15 protein-coding genes are annotated in these 21,366 nt (G+C 72.4%); 10 read left to right on the top strand and 5 right to left on the bottom strand.

From position 1 onward, the window contains the following. Positions 1–7 precede the first annotated feature (7 nt). Positions 8–1,336 (bottom strand): ABC transporter substrate-binding protein, encoded by a 1,329-nt coding sequence (locus tag BMX74_RS22530; protein ID WP_055506941.1) that lies wholly within the window; start codon positions 1,334–1,336, stop codon positions 8–10. A 7-nt stretch (positions 1,337–1,343) separates the two neighbouring features. Continuing rightward, on the bottom strand, positions 1,344–2,603 hold the full coding sequence (locus tag BMX74_RS22525; protein WP_055506942.1) for an ABC transporter substrate-binding protein: 1,260 nt from the start codon (positions 2,601–2,603) through the stop codon (positions 1,344–1,346). 114 nt (positions 2,604–2,717) lie between these two features. Here BMX74_RS22525 and BMX74_RS22520 point away from each other — a divergent pair, with 114 nt between their 5' ends. The 3 genes from BMX74_RS22520 to BMX74_RS22510 are packed head-to-tail and all read left to right on the top strand — an operon-like array spanning position 2,718 to position 6,227. Then, a complete protein-coding gene (locus BMX74_RS22520) occupies positions 2,718–3,224 on the top strand; it encodes a PadR family transcriptional regulator (protein WP_055506943.1) in 507 nt (168 codons plus the stop codon). Beyond that, entirely contained in the window at positions 3,221–3,949 is a 729-nt protein-coding gene (locus BMX74_RS22515; protein ID WP_055506944.1) for an ABC transporter ATP-binding protein, read from the top strand. The genes BMX74_RS22520 and BMX74_RS22515 overlap by 4 nt, the downstream gene beginning before the upstream one ends. Before the next feature lie 10 nt (positions 3,950–3,959). Further along, entirely contained in the window at positions 3,960–6,227 is a 2,268-nt protein-coding gene (locus BMX74_RS22510; RefSeq protein ID WP_091102529.1) for an ABC transporter permease, read from the top strand. Here the strand turns inward: BMX74_RS22510 and treS are convergent. Together treS and BMX74_RS22500 are read right to left on the bottom strand one after the other, a co-directional pair. Further along, positions 6,214–7,962, bottom strand: coding sequence for a maltose alpha-D-glucosyltransferase (gene treS / locus BMX74_RS22505; protein ID WP_091102527.1), 1,749 nt, complete (start codon positions 7,960–7,962; stop codon positions 6,214–6,216). The genes BMX74_RS22510 and treS overlap by 14 nt on opposite strands. A gap of 262 nt (positions 7,963–8,224) precedes the next feature. Beyond that, positions 8,225–9,859, bottom strand: a complete 1,635-nt coding sequence (locus BMX74_RS22500) for an asparagine synthetase B family protein (RefSeq protein ID WP_091102525.1) — start codon at positions 9,857–9,859, stop codon at positions 8,225–8,227. A gap of 71 nt (positions 9,860–9,930) precedes the next feature. On the opposite strand from BMX74_RS22500, the gene BMX74_RS22495 reads away from it, so the two are divergent. The 6 genes from BMX74_RS22495 to BMX74_RS22465 all read left to right on the top strand — a co-directional run bounded on the left by BMX74_RS22495 (position 9,931) and on the right by BMX74_RS22465 (position 18,455). Continuing rightward, entirely contained in the window at positions 9,931–11,775 is a 1,845-nt protein-coding gene (locus BMX74_RS22495; protein ID WP_177227470.1) for a hypothetical protein, read from the top strand. A gap of 28 nt (positions 11,776–11,803) precedes the next feature. Then, a complete protein-coding gene (locus BMX74_RS22490) occupies positions 11,804–12,427 on the top strand; it encodes a DALR anticodon-binding domain-containing protein (protein WP_091102523.1) in 624 nt (207 codons plus the stop codon). Between the two features lie 124 nt (positions 12,428–12,551). Continuing rightward, complete coding sequence (gene lysA / locus BMX74_RS22485; protein WP_055506950.1) at positions 12,552–13,934, top strand: diaminopimelate decarboxylase; 1,383 nt, start codon at positions 12,552–12,554, stop codon at positions 13,932–13,934. An 11-nt stretch (positions 13,935–13,945) separates the two neighbouring features. Continuing rightward, complete coding sequence (locus tag BMX74_RS22480; protein WP_082535435.1) at positions 13,946–15,220, top strand: homoserine dehydrogenase; 1,275 nt, start codon at positions 13,946–13,948, stop codon at positions 15,218–15,220. Between the two features lie 518 nt (positions 15,221–15,738). Beyond that, positions 15,739–16,836 carry a glycosyltransferase family 2 protein gene (locus BMX74_RS22470; RefSeq protein WP_091102518.1) on the top strand — a complete coding sequence of 366 codons (1,098 nt, stop codon included), beginning with the start codon at positions 15,739–15,741 and terminating at the stop codon, positions 16,834–16,836. Next, complete coding sequence (locus tag BMX74_RS22465; protein WP_091102516.1) at positions 16,833–18,455, top strand: glycosyltransferase family 2 protein; 1,623 nt, start codon at positions 16,833–16,835, stop codon at positions 18,453–18,455. The genes BMX74_RS22470 and BMX74_RS22465 overlap by 4 nt, the downstream gene beginning before the upstream one ends. Before the next feature lie 54 nt (positions 18,456–18,509). Here the strand turns inward: BMX74_RS22465 and BMX74_RS22460 are convergent, their stop codons facing one another. Beyond that, positions 18,510–20,120 (bottom strand): glycosyltransferase family 2 protein, encoded by a 1,611-nt coding sequence (locus tag BMX74_RS22460; RefSeq protein WP_091102513.1) that lies wholly within the window; start codon positions 20,118–20,120, stop codon positions 18,510–18,512. A 159-nt stretch (positions 20,121–20,279) separates the two neighbouring features. Here BMX74_RS22460 and thrC point away from each other — a divergent pair, with 159 nt between their 5' ends. Beyond that, positions 20,280–21,338, top strand: a complete 1,059-nt coding sequence (gene thrC / locus BMX74_RS22455; protein ID WP_055506955.1) for a threonine synthase — start codon at positions 20,280–20,282, stop codon at positions 21,336–21,338. Positions 21,339–21,366: the final 28 nt, after the last annotated feature.

Below are 21,366 nucleotides of genomic sequence, written 5' to 3'. Positions count from 1 at the left end.
CTACCTCCTACTTCCAGGCCTTCTTGGCCTCGTCCTCGAGCTTGGTCTGCGTGCCCTTGACGTCACTCGGGTCGCGCAGGAAGTCCTGCAGGACCTTCCACTCACCCTTGCCGTCGGTGCCGCCGAACGCGCTGGGGGCGAGGTCGGACATGTCGTAGCGCACCGACTCGCCGGCCGAGATGATGGTCTGGCCGAGCTTCCTGGTCAGCTCGTCCGGGTAGTTGTCGGGGGAGACGTTCTTGTTGGGGGAGAGGTAGCCGGGGAGCTTCGCCCAGATCTCGCCGCCCTCCTTGGAGGCGAGGAACTGCAGCAGCGCCATCGCGCCCGGGGTGTCCTTCATGGCCACCGCGACGTCGCCGCCGAGGATGACGGGCGAGGTGTCGCCGGCCTTGGGGAACGGGAAGTACTTGGCCTGCTCGCCGACCTTGGCGCCCGCCTGCAGGGCCGAGACGGCCACGAAGTCGGCCTCGATCACCATGGCGGCCTTCTTCTGGCCGTAGACCTGGGTGACGCAGTCGGGCCACACCGTCTGCAGCGCGCCCGAGGAGCCCCCGACGACGAACTCCTTCTTGCCGACGATCTGCTGGATCTTCTCCAGCGCGGTGGTGACGCTGGGGTCGGTCCACGGGATCTCGTGCTTGGAGAGCTTGTCGTAGTTCTCGGGGCCGGCGGTGGACAGGTAGACGTTCTCGAACAGGTCGGTCAGGGTCCAGCCCGAGCCGCCGCAGAAGGCGAACGGCGGCGTGCCGGAGTCGGCGATGGTCTGCGAGGACTTGACCAGCTCGTCCCAGTTCGTCGGCGGCTGCACGCCGGCCTCGTCGAACGCGTCGGAGCGGTACCAGACGAGCGACTTGTGCGCCGCCTTGATCAGCACGCCGTACACCTGGCCGCCGGCGGAGCCGAGCTCCTTCCAGTACGGGGTGTAGTTGGTGTCGATCTCCTTGGTGACCTCGGGCGTCAGCGGCTTGAGCGCGTTCTGCTCGGCGTACTGCTGCACCAGGCCGGGCTGCGGGAGGATCGCGACGTCGGGCGGGCTGCCGCCCTGGATGCGCGGGCCGAGGTAGGCGCCGGTGTCCTCACCGGTGGACGCGTACGTCACCTGGGCGCCGGTCTTCTCGGTGAAGGCCTTGAGCACCTGCTCGAAGTTCTTCTGCTCCTCACCCGTCCACTTGGCGGCGACCTCCAGCTTGACGCCTTCCAGCGTCTTGCCTCCGCCGCCTGAGCTCTGCGAGGGGGCGCCCGACGCCGTCGGCTGCGTGGTGGACGGCGCGTTGCCGCACGCGGCGACGGCCACCGCGAGCCCGGCGAGCATCGCTGCTGCTCTCATCTTTCGCATGGCTGCCTCACTGGGTTCTGATGATCTCTTCAAGCTCTGACTTCATGGAGACCGCGACGTCGTCGGCGGACTCGGCGTACGGGTCGCTCAGCGCCTGGGCGACCGAACTGGCGATCACCAGGCTGAGCTGGTTGTAGTTGGCGCTGACCGGCCTGGCCTTGGCGGCGAGGATGCTCTCCTTGAGCACCGGCAGGTAGGGGAAGCGCCTGATCAGCTCGGGATCGTCGTACAACTCGGTCCACACGGGCGGGAACGAGCCCTCGGTGAGGACCCTGCGCTCGTTCTCGAGCCCGGTGAAGTAGCGGATGAACTCCTGCGCCGTGTGCTGGTGCCTGGAGTAGGCGCTGACGGCGAGGTTGATGCCGCCCAGCGTGCTCGACCCGGGCCCGTGCAGGCCGGGCAGCCTGGTCACGGCGAGCTTGTCGCCGAGCCTGGCCTTGGCCGGGCCGTACGCGTGCGGCCAGTTGCGGGCGAACACGAGGCGTCCCTCCTGGAAGGCCAGGCGGGACTCCTCCTCCTTGTAGCTCAGCGACTCCTTGGGGATCCAGCCCTCGCGCAGCCCCTGCTGGAGGAACGCGAGCGCGGTCGCGCCCTTGGCGGGGTCCAGGGTCACCTCCGTGCCGTCGGGGCTGAGGATCTGCCCGCCCGCCGACTGCACGGCCTCCGAGAAGTTGACGGTCAGTCCTTCGTAGGCCAGGAACTGCCCTGCATAACCTCCAATATCGCGATTTTTGGTAACTCTTCGTGCTTGATCGCGAAGCTCCGCCCACGTCTGGGGAGGCTTCCCGACCAGGTCCGCCCGGTAGTAGAGCAACCCGGCGTTGCTCGTGTACGGCACGGCCCACAGCTTGCCCTTGTGGATCGCCGTGTCCACGACGGGCGGCAGGAACCTGTCGAGCGGGAACAGCCCGCGCTCCAGGGGGATGATCCAGCCGTTCTCCGCGAACTCGGCGGTCTGCACGACGTCGAGCCCCAGCACGTCGTACCGGCTGCTCCGAGCCTGGAGGTTGGCGACCATCTGCGCGCGCTGCTCGTCGGCGGCCTCGGGGAGCTCCAGCAGCGTCACCTTCTCGGCCGGGTGGGCCTGGTTCCAGCGGTCCAGCAGGGGTTGCAGGTACGCCGTGGTGTCGCGGCCGGTGGCGAAGGTGATCGGCCCGGTGCCGCCGGTGCCGGTCTCGCCGTCGCCCTCCTCGCCCGCCGCCGCGCAGCCGGCCGCCAGGAGCACGGCCAGCACGGGCGCGAGCGAACGCAGCACGATGTCCTCCACGTTCAGAGTGCTTTACATACGTGTTAGGTAGATGCATTCATGTTATGCACACCGGTAATCTGGCGGTCAACGACAGGTGCGTAACGCATCCGTAACACGGCGGGGAGGTGAGGCGTGCGGCTTCACCTGCTGGCGCTTCTGGCGAAGGAGCCTGCCCACGGGTACGAGCTCAAACAGGCGCTGGAGCAGACGTTCGGCAGCGCCTACCCATCGCCCAACATCGGGCAGATCTACGTCACCCTGGGCAGGCTGGAGAAGGACGGCCTGGTGCGGGCCGTCGACGTCGAGCAGTCCAACCGGCCGAACAAGAAGGTCTACTACCTGACCGCCAAGGGCCGCGACCTCCTCACCACCTGGGTGGACGAGCCGACCGAGGGCCCGCGGGTGCGCGACGAGTTCTTCATGAAGCTCGTGCTCGCGCCGCTCACCGGCATCGCCGACCGCATGGCGCTCATCAACCGCCAGCGCCGCCACTACCTGTCGCTCATGAGCGACCTCAACGACCTGCTGGAGCGCACCCCGCCGGCCGACCGGGTGGCGATCCTCCTCATCGAGGGCGCCATGCTCCACCTCCAGGCCGACCTTGACTGGCTGGAGCGGTGCCAGGAGGATCTGGCATGACCCCCGTGGTGAAAACGGTCAATCTCGTCAAGATCTACTCCGACGGCGCGGTTCCCGTGCCCGCCGTGCGCGGCGTCGACCTCCAGGTGGAGCCAGGGGAGTTCGTCGCCGTCATGGGGCCGTCAGGCTCGGGCAAGTCCACCCTGGTGCACATGCTGGGCGGCCTCGACACCCGCACCAGCGGCGAGATCTGGCTCGACGGCAAGCGCGTCGACACGCTGTCCGAGAGCGCCTGGGCGCTGCTGCGGCGCGAGAAGATCGGCTTCGTCTTCCAGTTCTTCAACCTCGTCGCCAACATGACCGTCGGCGACAACGTCGAGCTGCCCGCGCTGCTCGCGGGAGTCTCGCCCAAGGTCGCGCGCGAGCGCAGGGAGAGCCTGCTCGCCGCGCTCAACCTGACCGAGCGCGCCGACGCCGCGCCCGCCCAGCTCTCCGGAGGCGAGCAGCAGCGCGTCGCGCTGGCGAGGGCCCTCGCCAACAAGCCCAGCCTGCTGCTCGCCGACGAGCCCACGGGCAACCTCGACAGCCGCAACACCCGCGACGTGCTCCGCCTGCTCGGCGAGGTGCACAAGGAGGGGCAGACGATCGTCATGGTCACCCACGACGCCCGCGTGGCCGCCCTGGCCGACCGGCTCGTGTCCCTGTTCGACGGCGAGATCGTCGACGACGGCCGCATCGCGCGCAGGCGCTCGCGCACGGCCGGCGAGGTGATCGACCTTCGATGAGCGCCACCTCATGAGCACCGTGCTGGCCGGAGGCAGGTGGATCAGGGCCGACCTGCGGGCCAGGAAGGGGCCGGCCGCGCTGACCGTGCTGGTCGTGGCCGGCATCGTGGCCGCGCTCATCACCGCCGTCACCCTGCTGGAGGACGGCACGAACCCGTGGCGCGGCCTGTTCGCCCAGACCGACGGCGCGCACGTCTGGGTCCACACCGACGACAGCCCGCAGGTCGCCCTCGACCGCATCGACGGCGTCACCCGCACCGCGGGGCCGTACCGGTCGGCGCCGGTGACGGTGGTGCAGGACGGCAAGAAGGAGCCCGCCGCGCTGCGCGCCATGCCGGCCGCGCCGCCGCCGGTGGCGCACCCGGTCGTGACCGAGGGCGGGTGGCTCGACGGCTCCCAGCCCGACGGCGTGGTCGTCGAGCGGTCGTTCGCGAACGCGCTGCGCCTGCGGGTGGGCGCGCCCTTCACGGTGGTCGCGCTCAGCGGCGAGCGGCACACCCTGTACGTCCGCGGCATCGCCGACTCCGCCGAGCAGGGCTTCTACCCGGAGTGGGCGCCCGGCCTGGCCTGGGTGCTCCCCGCCGCCCTCGACCAGGTCGAGCCCATGCTCGGCCGCAGCGAGTGGGTGACCGGGCTGCGCCTGGCCGACCCAGAGGCCACCCAGGTCGTCTCCCAGCGGGTGGTCGTGATGCTGGAGGACAAGGTCCAGCGGGTCTACACCTGGCGCGAGGTCAGGGCCGCCATGGAGCTGGACAACCGGCTGCTCGGCACGCTGCTCGCGCTGTTCGGCGTGGTCGGCCTGGTGGCCGCCGCGCTCGCCCTCGCCAACGCGGCCGGCGGGCGGGTGCTGGGGCAGCTGCGCGACCTGGCCACGCTCAAGTCCCTGGGGTTCACCGGCGGGCAGGTGGCACTGCTGCTGATCGCCGAGCACGGCGCGCTCGGCCTGCTCGGCGTCGCGCTCGGCGCGGCCGCCGGGTGGGGCTCGACGGTGGCCGTGCTCGGCGCCACCTCGGTGGCGCCCGGCCCCGTGCTGTCCATCGTGGGCGGCACCGCCGTGGTCGTGCTCGCGGCCGTGGCCGTGCCCGCCTGGCGCGGCGCCAGGACGCCGCCCATCCCCGACGTTCCCTCGGCGCCGCCGCGCGGCCACCTGTCCAGGCTGGCCAGGCTCGCCCTCCTCGTACGCCTCCCGCCCGCCCTCGTCCTCGGCACCAGGGACGCCTTCACCCGGCGGGTGCCGGCGTTCCTGACGGCGTTCGGGCTGGCGGTGCCGATGATGATGATCACGATCGGGCTCGGCGTCTGGGCCACGCTCGACGACTTCCTCAGGCACCCCGAGCAGGTGGGCCAGCACGCAGGCGTGTACGTCAGGCCGGGCAAGCTGGACTCCGCCGAGGCCAGGCGGCTGGCCGAGCTCGACCCGGGCGTGGCCACGGCGTACCCGGGCGCCGAGGTCGACGCCCTCGCGCCGGGCGCGGCGCGGTCCGTACGGGTGCGGGCGCTCGGCGGCTCGGCGGACCCGTACCCGTTCCCGGTGGTCGAGGGCCGCATGTACGCGCAGCCGGGTGAGGCCGTCGCCGGGCAGGGCCTCCTCGACCTGCTCGGCCTGAAGATCGGCGACCGGGTGCGGCTGACGGTGGGCGGCTCGCCGCTGATCGTCAGGATCGTCGGCAGGGCGGTCGAGCCCGACCAGGACGGCGAGGTGCTGTCGCTGGGGCTCGACAGCCTGGCCGCCAAGGACTCCGTGCCGCCCGAGTTCTACGCGCTGGCCCTCAAGCCGGGCACGGACCGGGCGGAGGTGCGCGCCAGGCTGCTGGCGGAGTCGGGGGAGGCCCTCGACGTGCAGCTGGCGGTGAACCCGGCCGACCGGCTGTCGGTCATCCGGGCGGTGATCGTCGCGCTGATCGCGGTGCTCGCCCTCATCGGCCTGGCGAACCTGCTCACGGCCAGCGCGCTCGGCCTGCGCGACCACGCCTTCGACCTGGCCGTGCTCAAGGCGATGGGGCTGACGCCCCGCCAGGTCATGGCCACGCTGGTGACCGGCACGGGGCTGCTCGTGGCGCTGGGCGTCGGCGCCGGCACGGCGGCCGGGGCCGCCGTCGCGACCTGGCTGATCGACCTGCAGGGCCAGACGAGCGGCGTGGGCGCGGGCATCGGCCGGCCGCCGTCGCCGTTGACGCTGGCCGTCGCCGTGCTCGTGGCCGTGGGCGCGGCCCTCGCGGTGGCGCTGATACCCGCCCGCCGCGCCGCCCGCGCCCAGGTGCCCGTCACCTCTCGATGAGCCGGCCCGCCTCGGGCTCGCGCAGGACGCCGGACGCGGGACGCTCGGCCTGCTTCAGCGCGAACCAGTAGAAGCCGTGCCCGGGGAGCGTCAGCAGGTACGGCAGCTCCCCGATGGCCGGGAAGCGCACGCCGCCGCGCGCCTCCACCGGGATCATGCCCTCGAACCTGCGCAGGTCCAGCTCCACCGGCTGCGGGAACTTCGACAGGTTGTTCACGCACAGCATCACGTCGTCGCCCTCCTCGCGGACGAACGTGAGCACGCACGGGTTCGACGACCACATCTCGGTGTAGGCGCCGGTGCCGAACACCGGGTGGTCGCGCCGGATCTCCAGCATGCGGCGGGTGAAGTGGAGCAGCGACCCCTCGTTGCGCTGCTGCGCCTCCACGTTGACCGCCTGGTAGCCGTAGATCGGGTCCATGACGGCGGGCAGGTAGAGGCGGCCGGGGTCGGCCGTGGAGAACCCGGCGTTGCGGTCGGGGCTCCACTGCATCGGCGTGCGGACCGAGTCGCGGTCGTCCAGCCAGATGTTGTCGCCCATGCCGATCTCGTCGCCGTAGTACATGACGGGCGAGCCGGGCAGGCTCAGCAGCAGCGCCGTGAACAGCTCGATCCGGTCCCTGTCGTTCTCCAGCAGCGGCGCGAGGCGGCGGCGGATGCCGAGGTAGGCGCGCATGCGCGGGTCCTTGGCGTACTCCGCGTGCATGTAGTCGCGCTCCTCCTCGGTCACCGTCTCGAGCGTGAGCTCGTCGTGGTTGCGGAGGAAGATGCCCCACTGGGCGTTCTCGGGAAGCTTCGGGGTGCGCGACATGATCTCGGAGATCGGCTCGCGCGTCTCCTTCTTGACCGCCATGTAGATGCGCGGCATCAGCGGGAAGTGGAACGCCATGTGGCACTCGTCGCCGCCCGTGGTGGGGTCGCCGAAGTACTCGACGACGTCCTCGGGCCAGCCGTTGGCCTCGGCCAGCAGCACCCGGTCGGGGTAGAGGCGGTCGACCTCCGCCCGGACCTTCTTCAGGTACGCGTGCGTCTCGGGCAGGCCGGAGCAGGCGGTGCCCTCGCGCTCGAACAGGTACGGCACCGCGTCGAGGCGGAAGCCGTCGATGCCGAGGTCCAGCCAGAACCTCAGCACCTCCAGCATCGCCTCCTGCACCGCCGGGTTGTCGTAGTTGAGGTCCGGCTGGTGGTGGAAGAAGCGGTGCCAGTAGTACTGCTTGCGCACCGGGTCGTACGTCCAGTTGGACTCCTCGGCGCCGACGAAGATGATCGGTGCGTCGGGGTAGCCGGTCGGGTCGTCGGACCACACGTAGAAGTCGCCGTACGGGCCCTCGGGGTCGTGCCGGGACGCCTGGAACCAGGGGTGCCTGTCGCTGGTGTGGTTCATCACGAGGTCGGTGATGATGCGCAGGCCCCGCGCGTGCGCCGACTCGATGAGCTGCACGAAGTCCCCGAGGTCCCCGAAGTCCGGCAGGATCTTCATGTAGTCGGAGATGTCATAACCGCCGTCGCGCAGCGGGGACTCGTACAGTGGCAGGAGCCACAGGCAGTCCACGCCGAGCCATTCGAGGTAGTCGAGCTTCTCGATGAGGCCGCGAAGGTCTCCGGTGCCGTCGCCGTTGGAGTCCTTGAACCCCCGGACGAGGACCTCGTAGAACACCGCCCTCTTGTACCAGAGGGGGTCCGCCGAGACGAAGGTCTCCGACACCGGCTCCGGCGTTGGGGATGCGTTGATCATATGTCGCTCACAGGAAGAGATGTGGGCAGGACGAAGTCACCGGTTTCCCCGGCGCTGTTATCTGGTGACCGCGCCGCCTGGAGTCGTCATCCCTGCGAACTCCATGCCCTGGAACGAGCCCGGATTTGTGATCCGGTGCCCGCTTGTGCGGCGCTTACGGGCCGAACACTACCAGCCCGTTGGCTTTCCGGAACCCGCTTGTGCTGTGCGAGCTGTAATACCCGAGAGATCGGTATGTAACCGCTCTGTTACCCACAGTTCACTAAAAAGGCGGCGCGACGTCTGCGAGGTCGTTCTCGAAGTCGCTCAGCCAGAGCCCGAACAGGACGAGTCCGCGCACCCAGAACCGGTCGTTCCAGCCGTTGAAGCGGGTCAGCGCGTCGGGCCCGCCCGCGACCACCTCGTGCAGCTCCTCCGACAGCATCCCCGGCAGCCGCGTCGCCACCACGTCGAGCATGCGGTGCGCGTACGCGCGGGCCGGGGCCGCCGCCGACCGCAGCGGCACCCGCCGCAGCGGCTGCTTGACCACGTTCGTCGACGGCAGCGCGGCAACGCGCGGGTTCGCCGCGTGCAGCACCTCCCGGTAGAAGCGGCCCTTGTCCTTCCTCGCCACGCCCACCGACAGCGCCGCGTCGAAGAAGTCGGGGTGGATGAACGGCGCCGCGAACGACGCCTCCGGGCCCACCAGGTTCACCGCCGAGCGGGCGATGCCGCGCACGGTCCTCGTGTGCAGCACCGACAGCGGCAGCTCGGCCCGGTGGCCGTGCAGCATCGAGGTGGCCGCCGCGAACTGCTCGCGCACGGTCTCCTCCATCCACTTGGCCGCCGCCTTCGACAGGAACGGCATCGAGGGCGCCCCCAGCGACAGCGAGCCCAGCACCGCCGCCGACCGCTCCGCCTGCGTCCTGGCCTCCAGCGCGGCGCCGCTCACCATGAAGTTCTTCAGCAGCGGGCCGCCCGCCAGCCCGTCGACGAGCGTCCTGCCCGCGCCGTGCACCTCCTTGGCGAAGGGCGCGTACCAGGCGTGGTGCGGCGTCAGGTACTCCAGCCTGCGCGCCACCTCCTGGGCGTCGGCCGGGTAGTCGGCCGCGTCCTGCGTGACGACCCGGTGCGGGATGCCCAGCTCCCCGGTGATGGCCTTGGCGAACGCGATGTCGGTGTCGGTGCCGTCGTCGGGGCTCGTCGTCCACGACTCCACGTCGGCGCCCCTGGCCACCGCCACGCTCGCCAGCAGCCGGGAGTCGTACCCGCCGCTGACCGGCACCAGCAGCCTGCGGCCGTCGTAGTCCTTGTAGACCTCGTGCAGGATCTCCAGGATCTCGCCCGCCCCGATCCACGTCTCGAACGGCTCGGTGCGCAGCCAGCGCGGCAGCCTGCGCTCGGTCGCCAGCCGCCCCTGGGCGAACACCAGCGCGCTCGACCCGGGCAGTCGCTTGATCCCCTGGTACGGCGTCGCGTCGCCCAGCGGGAACGTCACCTGGACGATCGAGGCCCAGGCCGCCCAGTCGATCTCGACGGGCACGAGGCCGAGCAGCGGCCGGATGAGCGAGGAGAAGTACACCGCCTCGCCCAGCCGCACGTAGTAGAGGTCGACCAGGCCGAGGCCGCCCGCGTGGAGCGTCACCCGGTCGCCGTCGCCGATCAGTCCCGGCGTCTCGTACGTCTCCGCCACCGTGATCCAGTCGCCGGGCCCGGCCGGCCTGCGCTCGCCCCACGAGAACGCGAACGAGCCCTCCGCGCGGTGGTACGGCGGCAGCGGCGCGGAGCTGAAGAGCGCGGCCTCGGCGGTCTGCAGCGCCGGCCGCACGCGGGGACCGGCGGATGCCAGGGCGCCCAGCGTTTCCGGGTCGATCCGGCCGAGAGCGCCGCAGATGTAGGGTCGCACGTTGAACTGCACCGGATCTCATCCCTTCGAGACGCTTCCCGCAAAAGAGTATCCTTTGCCGGGCTGAGAGAGCGGAGGTCCAGTTGTCCACCGAGCTGGAAAGCACGCGCAGGGCGTTGCGAGATGCGGTCGAGCAGGCAGGGCGCGCGGCAGAGCTGGCCAGGCTGCTGGACGCCGCCCAGGCCAGGCTGGCCGAGGCCGAGCGGCACGCCGCCGAGGCGAAGGCGCTGGCCGAGCGCGTGGCCGAGGTGGAGGAGCTGCTGGAGGCCGAGCGGGCCGCGGCGGCCAAGCTGCGCAAGGAGCTGGCCGAGCAGCGCTACCAGGCCGAGGTGGCCAACTGGAAGCTGTCGTCGATGAAGGTCGCCCGCTGGACCAGGCTCGGCGACGCCATCAAGAGCGGCAAGAAGAACCCGATGGCCCTGGCCAAGGGCATCAGGGTGGCCGCCAGGCCGGTCAAGCGGCCCACGGCGCCCAAGCGCAGGCCCGTCGCGGTGTCCGCCTCCAAGGACGAGCGGCCGGGCGCCTCGTTCCAGGCGACGACGTCCACCAGGACGCTCGGCGGCGCCTCGTTCAAGCTCAAGCCGTTCCGCGTGCCGACGGGCCCGAACACCCGCCCGCACATCACCGCCGCCGTGGTCGCCGACCCGCACGTCGAGGCGCTGCTGCGCTACGAGTGGCGGCAGACCACCGGTTTCACGCCGCGCGACTTCGCCCGCGTGCTCCCGGCGGAGGTGCCCCACCTGCTCGTCGTCGAGTCGGTGACGCAGGGGCCGTGGGCCGACGAGATCAGGGGCGAGCCCGGCGAGGGGCTGAGGGCGCTGCTGGCCTGGTGCGCCGAGCGCGGCATCCGCACGGTCTTCTGGCACACGCGCGGCGACGTGGCCGACTACGCCGCGGCGGCCGAGCTGTTCGAGCACCGTTTCACCAGCGAGCAGGCCGCGGGCTGGCCCCGGCTGACGTTCGGGGTGCAGCCGCGCGTGCACAACCCGCTGCCGCTCGCGGGCGGGCGCATCGACCGAGTGCTCACGCTCGACCAGCTCCTGCCGGGCCAGCTGGCGTACCCGGACGTGCTCACCTCCTACCGGTGGCCGGCGGCCGTGAACTGCCCGCCGGGCACGCCGGCCTGGCGGCTGGCCGAGATCGCGGCCTGCGGCACGCCGATCGGCGCCGACCCCGACCCGAGGCGCGCGCACGTCGCGCTGCGCCGCGCGTACGACATGGGCACGATGACCGAGCGCGTGGACGAGCTGCTGGAGGCCGTGGGCCTGCCGAGCGCGCGGGCGACGCTGAACGTGTCCGTGCTGCTGCCGATCACCGACGCTTCCCTCACCGAGCACGCCCTGGCGCAGGTCGCCAGGCAGTCGGGGGTCGTCCAGGCGATCGTCATCGGCCCGCCGGAGGCCGAGCTGCGCGCCCGCGACGTCCTGCGCGACGTCGAGGTGATCCACCGGCGTCCCCACCCGGGCATGACGGAGGGCGCGATGCTCAACCGCGCGCTCGACCTGTGCGAGGCCGACCTCGTGGCCGTCATGGACCCCCGCGACGTGTACGGCTCCCACTACCTGGCCGACCTGCGGCGGGCGTTCCAGTTCACGACGGCCGACATCGTGGGCAAGGCCGCCTTCTTCGCCCACCTGCGCAAGCCGCAGGCCACGCTGCTCAAGCAGCCGGAGGCCGAGTACGCCCACCTGCCGGAGATCACCGGCGGGACGCTGCTGGCCAGGCGCAACACGCTGCGCGAGATCGGCTTCCCCGACCTGACCGAGGACTGGGACGAGGTGCTCATGCGCCAGTGCCGGGCCGACGGGGTCAAGGTGTTCTCCGCCGACAGGTTCGGCTACGTGCGGGTGCGCGACGAGGACCGCTGGCTGCTGGGCGCCGCCCACCTGGTCGAGTACGGCTCGGCCGAGCCGCACGCCCTCATCTGACCGCCGGGCCCCGTTAGGCTTCCTGCGCATGACGCCGGGGAAGCTGGCCGAGGTGCTGGGGGAGCCGCCCGCGCCCGAGGGCGGGTGGGAGTCGGAGGCCGTGTACGTCTCGGCGGCGGCGCCGCGGCGCGGCGTCCCGCCGGACGAGCTGGCGGGGCGCGTGCGGGCGCTGCCCGGCGTGCGCGCCGTGGAGGTGCGGCGCGACGGGCTGCTGCGCATCACCGTGTCCGCGCCGGGGGAGCTGCTGGAGTGGCTGGAGCCGCCGCGCGTTCCCGTGCCCGCCTGGCCCGACGCCCCCCGCACCTGGGACAACCCGGGTTTCGTGGTCCGCTACGGCCACGCCCGCGCCTGCGCGGTGCTGCGCTGGGCACGGGAGCTGGGCGTGCCTGAGACGGGGTTCCGTCCCGAGCTGCTGGACGACCCGCGTGACCGGCGGGTGCTGCGCCTGCTGGCGGAGCTTCCGGGGCGGGCGGGGAGCAGGGATCCGGGGTGGGAGTCGTACCTGGTGCGGCTGGCGCTGGCCTACCACGACGCGCATGAGCAGGCCCCGGCCGTGCCGAAGGGGGACGAGCCGCCCGTTGCCGTGCACACGGCGCGGGTGAGGCTGGCGGCGGCGGTCGCGGCGGTGCTGCCCGGCCCCGACCGATTGTGACTTCGTACAAAATATCCGGCCAAGTGGCGATAAAGCGTAAAAATATCGCTCCGGAGGCGTGATCGCGTCTCGATACGTGAGCAGCGGGTCATGGTGGAGTGGCGCTTCCGATAGCCTCGATCGGGTGAGCCGATTCGTCCATCCCGCAGGGGACAGGCACGCCGAGATGCTGCCCCAGGAGCGCCCCCCGCGGGCGCCCGCCGACCTCAACCGGATCAACCCCGCGATCTGGCCGCGAACGTCGGGCCGCACCGATGGCGCGCTCACGGTGGGCGGCGTGGACGTCCGCGACCTCGCCCGCGAGCACGGCACGCCCCTGTACGTCCTCGACGAGGACGACGTCCGCTCGCGCATGCGCGACTACGCCACCGCCTTCTCCGGCTCCGAGGTCCACTACGCGGGCAAGGCGTTCCTGTGCAAGGAGGTCGTGCGCTGGCTGGCCCGCGAGGGCCTCGGCCTCGACGTGGCGAGCGGCGGCGAGCTCGCCGTCGCGCTCAGCGTCGGCTTCCCGCCCGAGCGCGTCACCATGCACGGCAACAACAAGTCGGCCGCCGAGCTCACCCGCGCGCTGGAGGCGGGCGTCGGCCACATCGTGATCGACTCGTACGAGGAGATCGCCAGGCTCGGCCACCTCGCGGGCGAGCTCGGCAAGCGGCCCAAGGTCATGATCCGCGTGACCACGGGCGTCGAGGCCCACACGCACGAGTTCATCGCCACCGCGCACGACGACCAGAAGTTCGGCCTGTCGCTGAACACCGGCGCCGCCGCCGAGGCCGTCCGCCGCGTGCTCGCGCTCCCGCAGCTCGACCTCGTCGGCCTGCACTCCCACATCGGCTCCCAGATCGTCGACACCGCCGGGTTCGAGGTGGCCGCGCGTCGCCTGGCCACGCTGCTCGTCCAGATCAAGGACGAGCACGGCGTCGTCCTGCCCGAGCTCGACCTCGGCGGCGGCTACGGCATCGCCTACGTCGAGGGCGACGAGGCGCCCGACATCAAGGAGCTGGCCGACGGCCTGCGCGAGATTGTCACCAAGGTCTGCTCCGACGCGGGGCTGCCCGTGCCGCGCCTCACCATCGAGCCGGGCCGCACCATCGTCGGCCCCGGCGGCGTCACCCTGTACGAGGTCGGCACCGTCAAGGACGTCGAAGGGCTGCGCACGTACGTCAGCATCGACGGCGGCATGAGCGACAACGTCCGCACCGCCCTGTACGGCGCCGAGTACACCGTCGTCCTGGCCAGCAGGGAGAGCGACGCCGAGCCGATGCTGTGCCGCGTCGTCGGAAAGCACTGCGAGAGCGGCGACATCATCGTCCGCGACTGCTACCTGCCCTCCGACCTGGCACCTGGCGACCTGATCGCCGTCGCCGCGACCGGCGCCTACTGCCGCTCGCTGGCGAGCAACTACAACTACCTCCCCAAGCCCGCCGTGGTGGCCGTCTCCGGCGGGGCCTCACGCGTCATCGTGCGGGGCGAGACCGAGGACGACCTGTTGAGAGGGCAGCTGTGAAACCCCTGAAAGTGGCTCTCCTGGGATGCGGCGTCGTCGGCTCCCAGGTCATCCGCCTGCTCGACGAGCAGGCCGCCGACCTCGCCGCCCGCATCGGCGCCCCGCTGGAGCTGGCGGGCGTCGCGGTGCGGCGGCTCGGGCGCAAGCGCGACGTCGAGGTCGCCCCCGACCTGCTCACCACCGACGCCGAGACGCTGGTCGCCCGCGACGACATCGACATCGTCGTCGAGGTCATCGGCGGCATCGAGCCGGCGCGCACGCTCATCGTCTCCGCGCTGAACAACGGCAAGTCGGTCGTCACCGCCAACAAGGCGCTGCTCGCCGAGGACGGCGCCACCCTGTACGAGGCGGCCCGCGCCGGCAACGGCGACCTGTACTTCGAGGCCAGCGTGGCCGGCGCGATCCCGCTCCTTCGCCCCCTGCGCGAGTCGCTCGCCGGCGACCACGTCAAACGGGTGCTCGGCATCGTCAACGGCACCACCAACTACATCCTCGACAAGATGGACACCACGGGCGCGTCGTTCACCGACGCCCTGGAGGAGGCCCAGACCCTCGGCTACGCCGAGGCCGACCCCACGGCCGACGTCGAGGGCTTCGACGCCGCCGCCAAGGCCGCGATCCTGGCGAGCCTCGCCTTCCACAGCCGCGTCACCGCCGCCGACGTCCACCGCGAGGGCATCACCGAGATCACCGCCACCGACGTCGCGTCGGCCAAGGCGATGGGGTACGTCATCAAGCTGCTGGCGATCTGCGCCCGCTCCGACGACGGCCGCTCGTTCGGCGTCCGCGTCCACCCGGCGATGATCCCGAGGACGCACCCGCTCGCCGGCGTGCGCGAGGCGTACAACGCGGTGTTCGTCGAGGCCGAGTCGGCCGGGCAGCTCATGTTCTACGGCAAGGGCGCGGGCGGCGCCCCCACCGCCTCGGCCGTGCTCGGCGACATCGTGGCCGTGGCCCGCAACCGCATCGCCGGCACCCGGGGGCCCGCCGAGTCCACCTACGCCGACCTGTCCGCCCACCCGATGGGGGAGACCGTCACCCGCTGCCACGTCGCGCTCGACGTCGCCGACAAGCCGGGCGTCCTGGCCACGGTCGCGGACCTGTTCGCCAAGCACGACGTGTCGATCCAGACGGTGCGCCAGGAGGGGCACGGCGACGACGCGCAGCTCGTCATCGTCACCCACCGGGCCACCGACGCCGCGCTCACCGCCACCATGGAGAGCCTGCGCGAGCTGGACATCGTCCGCGCGGTGGCGAGCGTCATGCGCGTGGAGGGCGACGACTGACCGCGACGCCGCCCGCGGTCAGCGGTCCTGGGGGAAGACGAGGGCGCGGACGCGGCGCACGGCGCGTCTGACGACCGTGCGGTCGCGGGCCCGCGCCGGGCGCACCGCCTCGCGCCGCCACGCCTCCGCCTTCTCCCGCCGGCGGGCCGGCGTCCCCGCCGGCCTTGCCCGCGGCCGCGGCCGCCGCGTCCGGCACGAGCAGGCCGGCGAGTACGAGGAGTGCGAGCACCGCGACGGTCGGTGCTCCGAGGAGCACGGCGGTCGCTGCCAGCCGGCGGGGCGGAAGCATCGGCGCATGCCGTTCGTCGTCACGACTGGTCTTGCGTCAAAGGCGGTCTTGCATCAATCGGATGAAACCCACCTCGAGAAGCAGGTGTGACCACCCTGCCACACGTTCCTGGATGGATTCTGGGAATCTCCCCTGATGAACCCAGGTGGGTCACCTGGCGGGTAACAGACGGTAAAAACGGCGTATGGTAGGCGCCGCACAGTGTCACCGGGTCCGAGGAGCACCGTCCATGTCCGTCACTCCTTGCGGCTTCGCGCGTACGCCGTCCAAGGGGATCGCCAGGCTCTCCTGGGGCGGGAACGGCTGGGAGGCCGACGGGCGGCCGTTCGCCGGAGAGCCCGCCGACGTCGCGGCGCTGCGCCCGCTGCGCGGCCTGGAGATCGAGTGGCCGCGCGCCAGAGCGCCGCTGGAGCCCCTGCTCGACCTGGCCGCCGCAGGCGTCCCCCTCACGGCCGAGGACGCGCCCACCTGGGTGCCCGCCGGGCTCGCCGAGCTCCTCACCGACCACGCCTGGCTCGGCCACACCCCCGACGGCACCGCCCGCTGCGTGGCCGACCTGCGGCGCGAGGAGCACAGCGTGCGGCTGCGCCGCCTGCGCTGGCGGCCCGCCACGCTCGCCGCTCCCGCCGTCAGCGTGGTGATGTCCACCATGCGGCCCCACCTGGTCGGCGCGGCGCTCGCGCAGATGGAACGCCAGCGCGGCGTCGAGGCCGAGGTGCTGCTCGGGCTGCACGGCGTGCCCTTCGAGCAGGTACGCGAGCGCGTCGGCGCCTGCTCGCTGCCCGTGAGGTGGGTGGAGGCCGCCGCGTCCGTGCCCTTCGGCGAGGTGCTCAACCAGGCCGCCTCCCTCGCCTCCGGCGACTACGTGGCCAAGTGGGACGACGACGACTGGTACGGCCCCGACTACCTGTCCGACCTGGTCATGGCCCTGACGTACGCCGAGGCCGACATCGTCGGCACCACCGCCGAGTTCCTCTACCTGGAGCCGCTCAAGGCGACGATCAGGCGCACCACGTTCGCGAGCGGCGCCTCGTACCCGAGCGAGGTCTACTCCCACCACGTCGCGGGCGGCACCATCCTCGTCCCGCGGGAGCGCTTCCACGAGCTCGGCGGGTTCCCCGCCCTGCCGCGCGCCGTGGACCAGGAGTTCCTCAAGGCCGCCGAGCAGGCCGGCGCGCGCACGTACCGCACCCACGGCCTCGGCTTCGTCGTGCGCCGGGGGCCCAGCGCCGGCCACACCTGGCAGCTCCCGCTGGCCCACTTCGTCAAGGTCGCCACCAGCCAGTGGCGCGGCTTCCGCCCCAGCCTGCTGATGGAAGCGGCATGAGGGTCCGCGGCAACGACTACCGGGTCCTGCGGCCCGAGGAGCGGTTCACCCCGCGGCTCACCGTCAGCGTGGTCGTCCCCGCGTACGGCGGGCAGCACGAGCTCGACCTCGTGCTGGCCGCCCTCGCCAGGCAGACCTACCCGGCCGAGCTGACCGAGGTCATCGTCGTCGACAACGGCAGCGAGCCGCCGCTGCGGCTGCCCGCGACGCGCCCCGCGCGCACCCGCCTGGTCGTCTGCCCGCGCCCCGGCCGGGCCGCCGCGCGCAACGCCGGGCTCGCCGAGGCCACCGGCGACGTCGTCCACTGGCTCGACTCCGACGTGCTGCTCACGCCCGGCGCGATCGAGGCCCACATGCGCTGGCACCACGCCGCGCCGTACCTCGTCGTCACCGGCTACATCAGGTTCACCGAGGTGGAGCCGCCCGCCGAGCTGCCCGCCGACCTGGAGCGGCACTTCGAGCCGGCCAAGCCGCACGCCTGGATCGTCGAGCTCGTCGAACGCACCGGCGGCCTCACCGACAACCCGAAGCGCCCCTTCAGCCTGCACGTCGGCGGCGCCACCTCGGTCAACGCCGCGCTGCTCGCCGCCGCCGGGCCCATGGACGACGACCTCGTCCTCGGCCAGGACACCGAGATGGGCTACCGCCTCGCGCAGGCGGGCGCCGTGTTCGTGCCGGAGCCTTCCGCCCGCGCCTACCACCTCGGTCCCACCATGCGGATGCGCGACCAGGGGCCCATCGACCGGGTGAGCCACGCGTTCGTCGCCGACCGCATCCCCACGTACCGGTGGCTGCGCGGGCACCCCGGCAGGCAGTGGAAGGTCCCGTACGTCACCGCCGTGCTCGACGGCGCCGCCGGGTACGAGCCGGTCCGCGCGGCCGTGGACGCGCTGCTCGCCTGCACCGTCGCCGACCTGTCCGTGCTGCTGGTCGGCCCCTGGGACACCCTGGAGCGCGACCGCCGCGCCCCGCTCAAGGACCCCGCGCTCGACCTCGTGCTGGTCCAGGGCCACTACGAGCACGAGGGCCGCGTGCGGCTGTCGGCGGCCGAGGACGTCGACCCCTCGGTGCCGTACGTGCTGCGGCTGCCGCCCGGCTGGGTCCCCGGCGAGGACACCGTGGCCCGCCTGCTCGACCTGGCCCGCGACGAGGGGCTCGGCCTGGTGAACGTGCTGCTGGACGAGACCGGCGAGGGCGTCGCCGCCGCCCGGCTGGAACGCGTGTCGGCCTTCGCGAGGGCCAGGATCCTCGCCGAGCCCGGCGAGGACCTCGACGACGTCGTGGACGCGGTGTCGGGCGTCGTCTGGGTCGAGGGCGAGAGCTACGGCTTCACCACCGAGGCCGGGCCGCCCCCGCTCGGGCGCAGGGGGGCGTACCGGGGGCGCCAGGAGGCGCAGGCGGAGGCGGCCAGGCTCGCCAAGGAGGCCGAACGCCTGCGGGCGCAGGTGGCCAAGTGGAAGGACGAGGCGGGCCGCTGGCGCAGGACGGCGGTGGAGCTGCGCAGGGAGGTCGGGACGCTGCGCCGCCAGCTCGCCGCCGCCAACCGCGCCCAGCGGAGCCTGCGCGCCCTGGTCTCCACGACCATGAAACGCGCCCTCGCCAAGCGCCTGCGCACCTGACCGCGGTGCGGCGCGGGACGGCTCCGCGCGGCGCTCGGCGGGTCCCCGGTCGCCTCAGTCAGGGCGGAGGGCGGACTTGAGGCGGCGCAGCAGGGTGCGCTCGGGCGTCCTCGCGCCCGTGCCCGTCGCCGGCGCGGCGGCGGCTCTGCCGTCCGGAACCGTCGGTCCGCCTGGCTGGGCGGGCGTGGCGGCCGTGGCGCTCCCTGGCCTGCCTCCGCTGGCCTGCGCCGGCCCGGGGGATGCGGCGGGCGCAGGCGACGCGGCGGGTTTGGAGGAGGCGGGCGCGGGCGCGGGGGGCCAGTAGTGCTCGGGGGATTCGCGGCGGATGCCGTGCGTGGTCTCGATGACGGCGTCCAGGTCGCCGCCCGCCCCGGCGAGCAGGACGGCCCTGCCGAGCGCGGACGTCCGCTCCAGCCTGGCCGTCCTGGGTTCGGCGCCCGCGCCGGGCAGGTCCACGACGAGGACGCCCGTCAGGTCCTTCTGCACCGTCTCGATCATCCGCTCCAGCGTGACCCGGTGCAGCGGCACGTCCACGGGACCGCGGTAGCGGAACGGCGCGGGCGCCGGGGTGGGCGCCTCCTCGTCGATGAGGCGGACGCGTTCGTCGTGCGCGAACAGGTCGCGCATGAACCGCAGCTCGAACGCCGGGTCGCCGAGCACCGAGCGGCGCCCGTCGCCCAGCCGCGACCACGGCCCGACCAGGGTCACCGCGACGTCCTGCAGCGAGCCGTCGAGCGCGGCGGACACGGCCGCGCGCACCTGCTCCTGCGTCGCGCCCGCGACGTCCAGGACGATCTCCACGTACGGCACCAGCCACCGCCGCCCGCGCTCCTTGCGCAGGTCCCTGCGCAGCGGGACGCGGTGCGCCAGGTACGGCTCAACCGCCCGCACCGCCCGCTCCCTGTCGAGGTGCTGCGCGGGCAGGCCGAGGTGCACGGCCTGAGCGGCCGGGTCGGGCACGAACACGACGCCGTGCATGGCGAGCCGGTAGGCGAACTCGGTGTCCTCGCCGCGGAGCACGTTCGGGTCGAGGCCGCCGGCCGCGTGGAAGACGTCCCTGCGAAGGGCGAAGGTGGGGCCGGTGCACACGTGGTACGGGTTGCGGCTGGCGCGCAGCCCGTCGGTCCTGGCGATGGTCGCCTCGGTGGAGCTCGGCACGGCCGCGTCGAGGTCGAACAGCTCTCCCAGGTGCCGTGCCAGGGAGACCTGCCGCGCCGTCACCTCCGGCGGCTCGACGAACTTCTTCATCCCGATGGTGACGAGGTAGTCGGTGACGTGGTGCCAGCGGGCCAGCGCCTCGATGTGCTCGCGGCAGGGCACCATGTCGGCGTCGAGCCGCTGGACGATCTCGCCGTCGGCGGCGTTCGCGCCGGTGTTGACGGCGTTCGAGATGCCCCAGCCGGTCTCCACCCTGATCAGCCGCGTGCGTAAGGGCCTGAGCTCCGGCAGCGTGATCGGCGGCTCGCTGCCGTCGTCCACGACGAGCACCTCCATGAGGTGCGCCGGGTACGTCTGGGCCGCCAGCGCGGCGAGTGTCAGCTCCAGGTGCCGCCCGCCGTGCGCCGGTATCACGACGCTCACGGGCAGGGCGGGCGACCAGGCGCCGAGTTCCGGCGGTGTGACCGGTGAATAGTCGTTCTGCCTCAGAGCAGGACGCGCGTCCATCGTGGTTGACCCCCCTGGCGAGCGACCTTATCGGGACAGGCCGAGAATTTCCTGAATAGTCGTTCTATCTAATGACTGTTCAACGGGTGGACACGACTCCGCCCCTGTCGCCCGCACCCCGTACACTCAGTGCCCAACACCGCAGGTAGGGGAGTCATCATGAGCAGGTCGTGGCGTGGCCTCATCGAGGAGTACCGAGAGCGCCTTCCGGTCACCACGAAGACGCCCGTCGTCACGCTGCTGGAGGGCGGCACGCCGCTGCTGCCCGCCCACCGCGTCTCGGCGCTGACCGGATGCGACGTCTACCTGAAGGTCGAGGGCGCCAACCCGACGGGCAGCTTCAAGGACCGCGGGATGACCATGGCCATCAGCAAGGCCGTGGAAGAGGGGGCAAAAGCGGTCATCTGCGCCTCCACCGGCAACACCTCGGCCTCGGCCGCCGCGTACGCGGTCCGCGCGGGCCTGACCTGTGCCGTCCTCGTCCCGCGCGGCAAGATCGCCATGGGCAAGCTGGCCCAGGCGCTCGTCCACGGGGCGACGCTGCTGCAGGTCGAGGGCTCCTTCGACGACTGCCTCGACATGACGCGCAAGCTGTCGTCCAGCTACCCGATCGCGCTCGTCAACTCGGTCAACCCGTTCAGGCTCCAGGGCCAGAAGACGGCCGCGTTCGAGATCGTCGACACCCTGGGCGACGCCCCCGACATCCACTGCATCCCGGTGGGCAACGCCGGCAACATCTCCGCGTACTGGATGGGCTACAAGGAGTACGCCGACGACGGCCTGGCGACCAGGCGGCCGCGCATGTTCGGCTTCCAGGCGAGCGGCGCGGCGCCCATCGTCAACGGCGCGCCCGTCGCCCGCCCGCACACGATCGCCACCGCCATCCGCATCGGCAACCCGGCGTCCTGGGACCTCGCCACCGCGGCGCGCGACGAGTCGGGCGGCGTGATCCAGGCGGTCACCGACAGGCAGATCGCGGCGGCGTACAAGCTGCTGGCGCAGGAGGAGGGCGTCTTCGTGGAGCTCGCCTCGGCGTCCAGCGTGGCGGGCCTGCTGCAGGCGCACGCGCAGGGCCTGGTCGAGCCGGGGCAGCGCATCGTGTGCACCGTCACGGGAAACGGGCTGAAGGACCCCGACTGGGCCATCTCGGGCGCCCCGGCGCCGGTCGTCATCCCGATCGACGTGCACGCCGCCGCGGGGGCCCTGGGCCTGGCCTGATAGAACACCTCCGCCGGGTGTGCACCAA

It is taken from the genome of Nonomuraea pusilla (assembly GCF_900109355.1).
Lineage (GTDB): Bacteria > Actinomycetota > Actinomycetes > Streptosporangiales > Streptosporangiaceae > Nonomuraea > Nonomuraea pusilla.
Note: the sequence above shows the minus strand (reverse complement) of the source record. Positions and strands in the feature narration are given on the sequence as shown.

Excerpts from the sequence above, each read along its gene's own strand:
- BMX74_RS22530 (WP_055506941.1), bottom strand. The coding sequence starts at position 1,336 with ATGCGAAAGATGAGAGCAGCAGCGATGCTCGCCGGGCTCGCGGTGGCC.
- BMX74_RS22515 (WP_055506944.1), top strand. The coding sequence starts at position 3,221 with ATGACCCCCGTGGTGAAAACGGTCAATCTCGTCAAGATCTACTCCGAC.
- BMX74_RS22510 (WP_091102529.1), top strand. The coding sequence starts at position 3,960 with ATGAGCACCGTGCTGGCCGGAGGCAGGTGGATCAGGGCCGACCTGCGG.
- treS (WP_091102527.1), bottom strand. The coding sequence starts at position 7,962 with ATGATCAACGCATCCCCAACGCCGGAGCCGGTGTCGGAGACCTTCGTC.
- BMX74_RS22490 (WP_091102523.1), top strand. The coding sequence starts at position 11,804 with ATGACGCCGGGGAAGCTGGCCGAGGTGCTGGGGGAGCCGCCCGCGCCC.
- BMX74_RS22470 (WP_091102518.1), top strand. The coding sequence starts at position 15,739 with ATGTCCGTCACTCCTTGCGGCTTCGCGCGTACGCCGTCCAAGGGGATC.
- BMX74_RS22465 (WP_091102516.1), top strand. The coding sequence starts at position 16,833 with ATGAGGGTCCGCGGCAACGACTACCGGGTCCTGCGGCCCGAGGAGCGG.
- BMX74_RS22460 (WP_091102513.1), bottom strand. The coding sequence starts at position 20,120 with ATGGACGCGCGTCCTGCTCTGAGGCAGAACGACTATTCACCGGTCACA.
- thrC (WP_055506955.1), top strand. The coding sequence starts at position 20,280 with ATGAGCAGGTCGTGGCGTGGCCTCATCGAGGAGTACCGAGAGCGCCTT.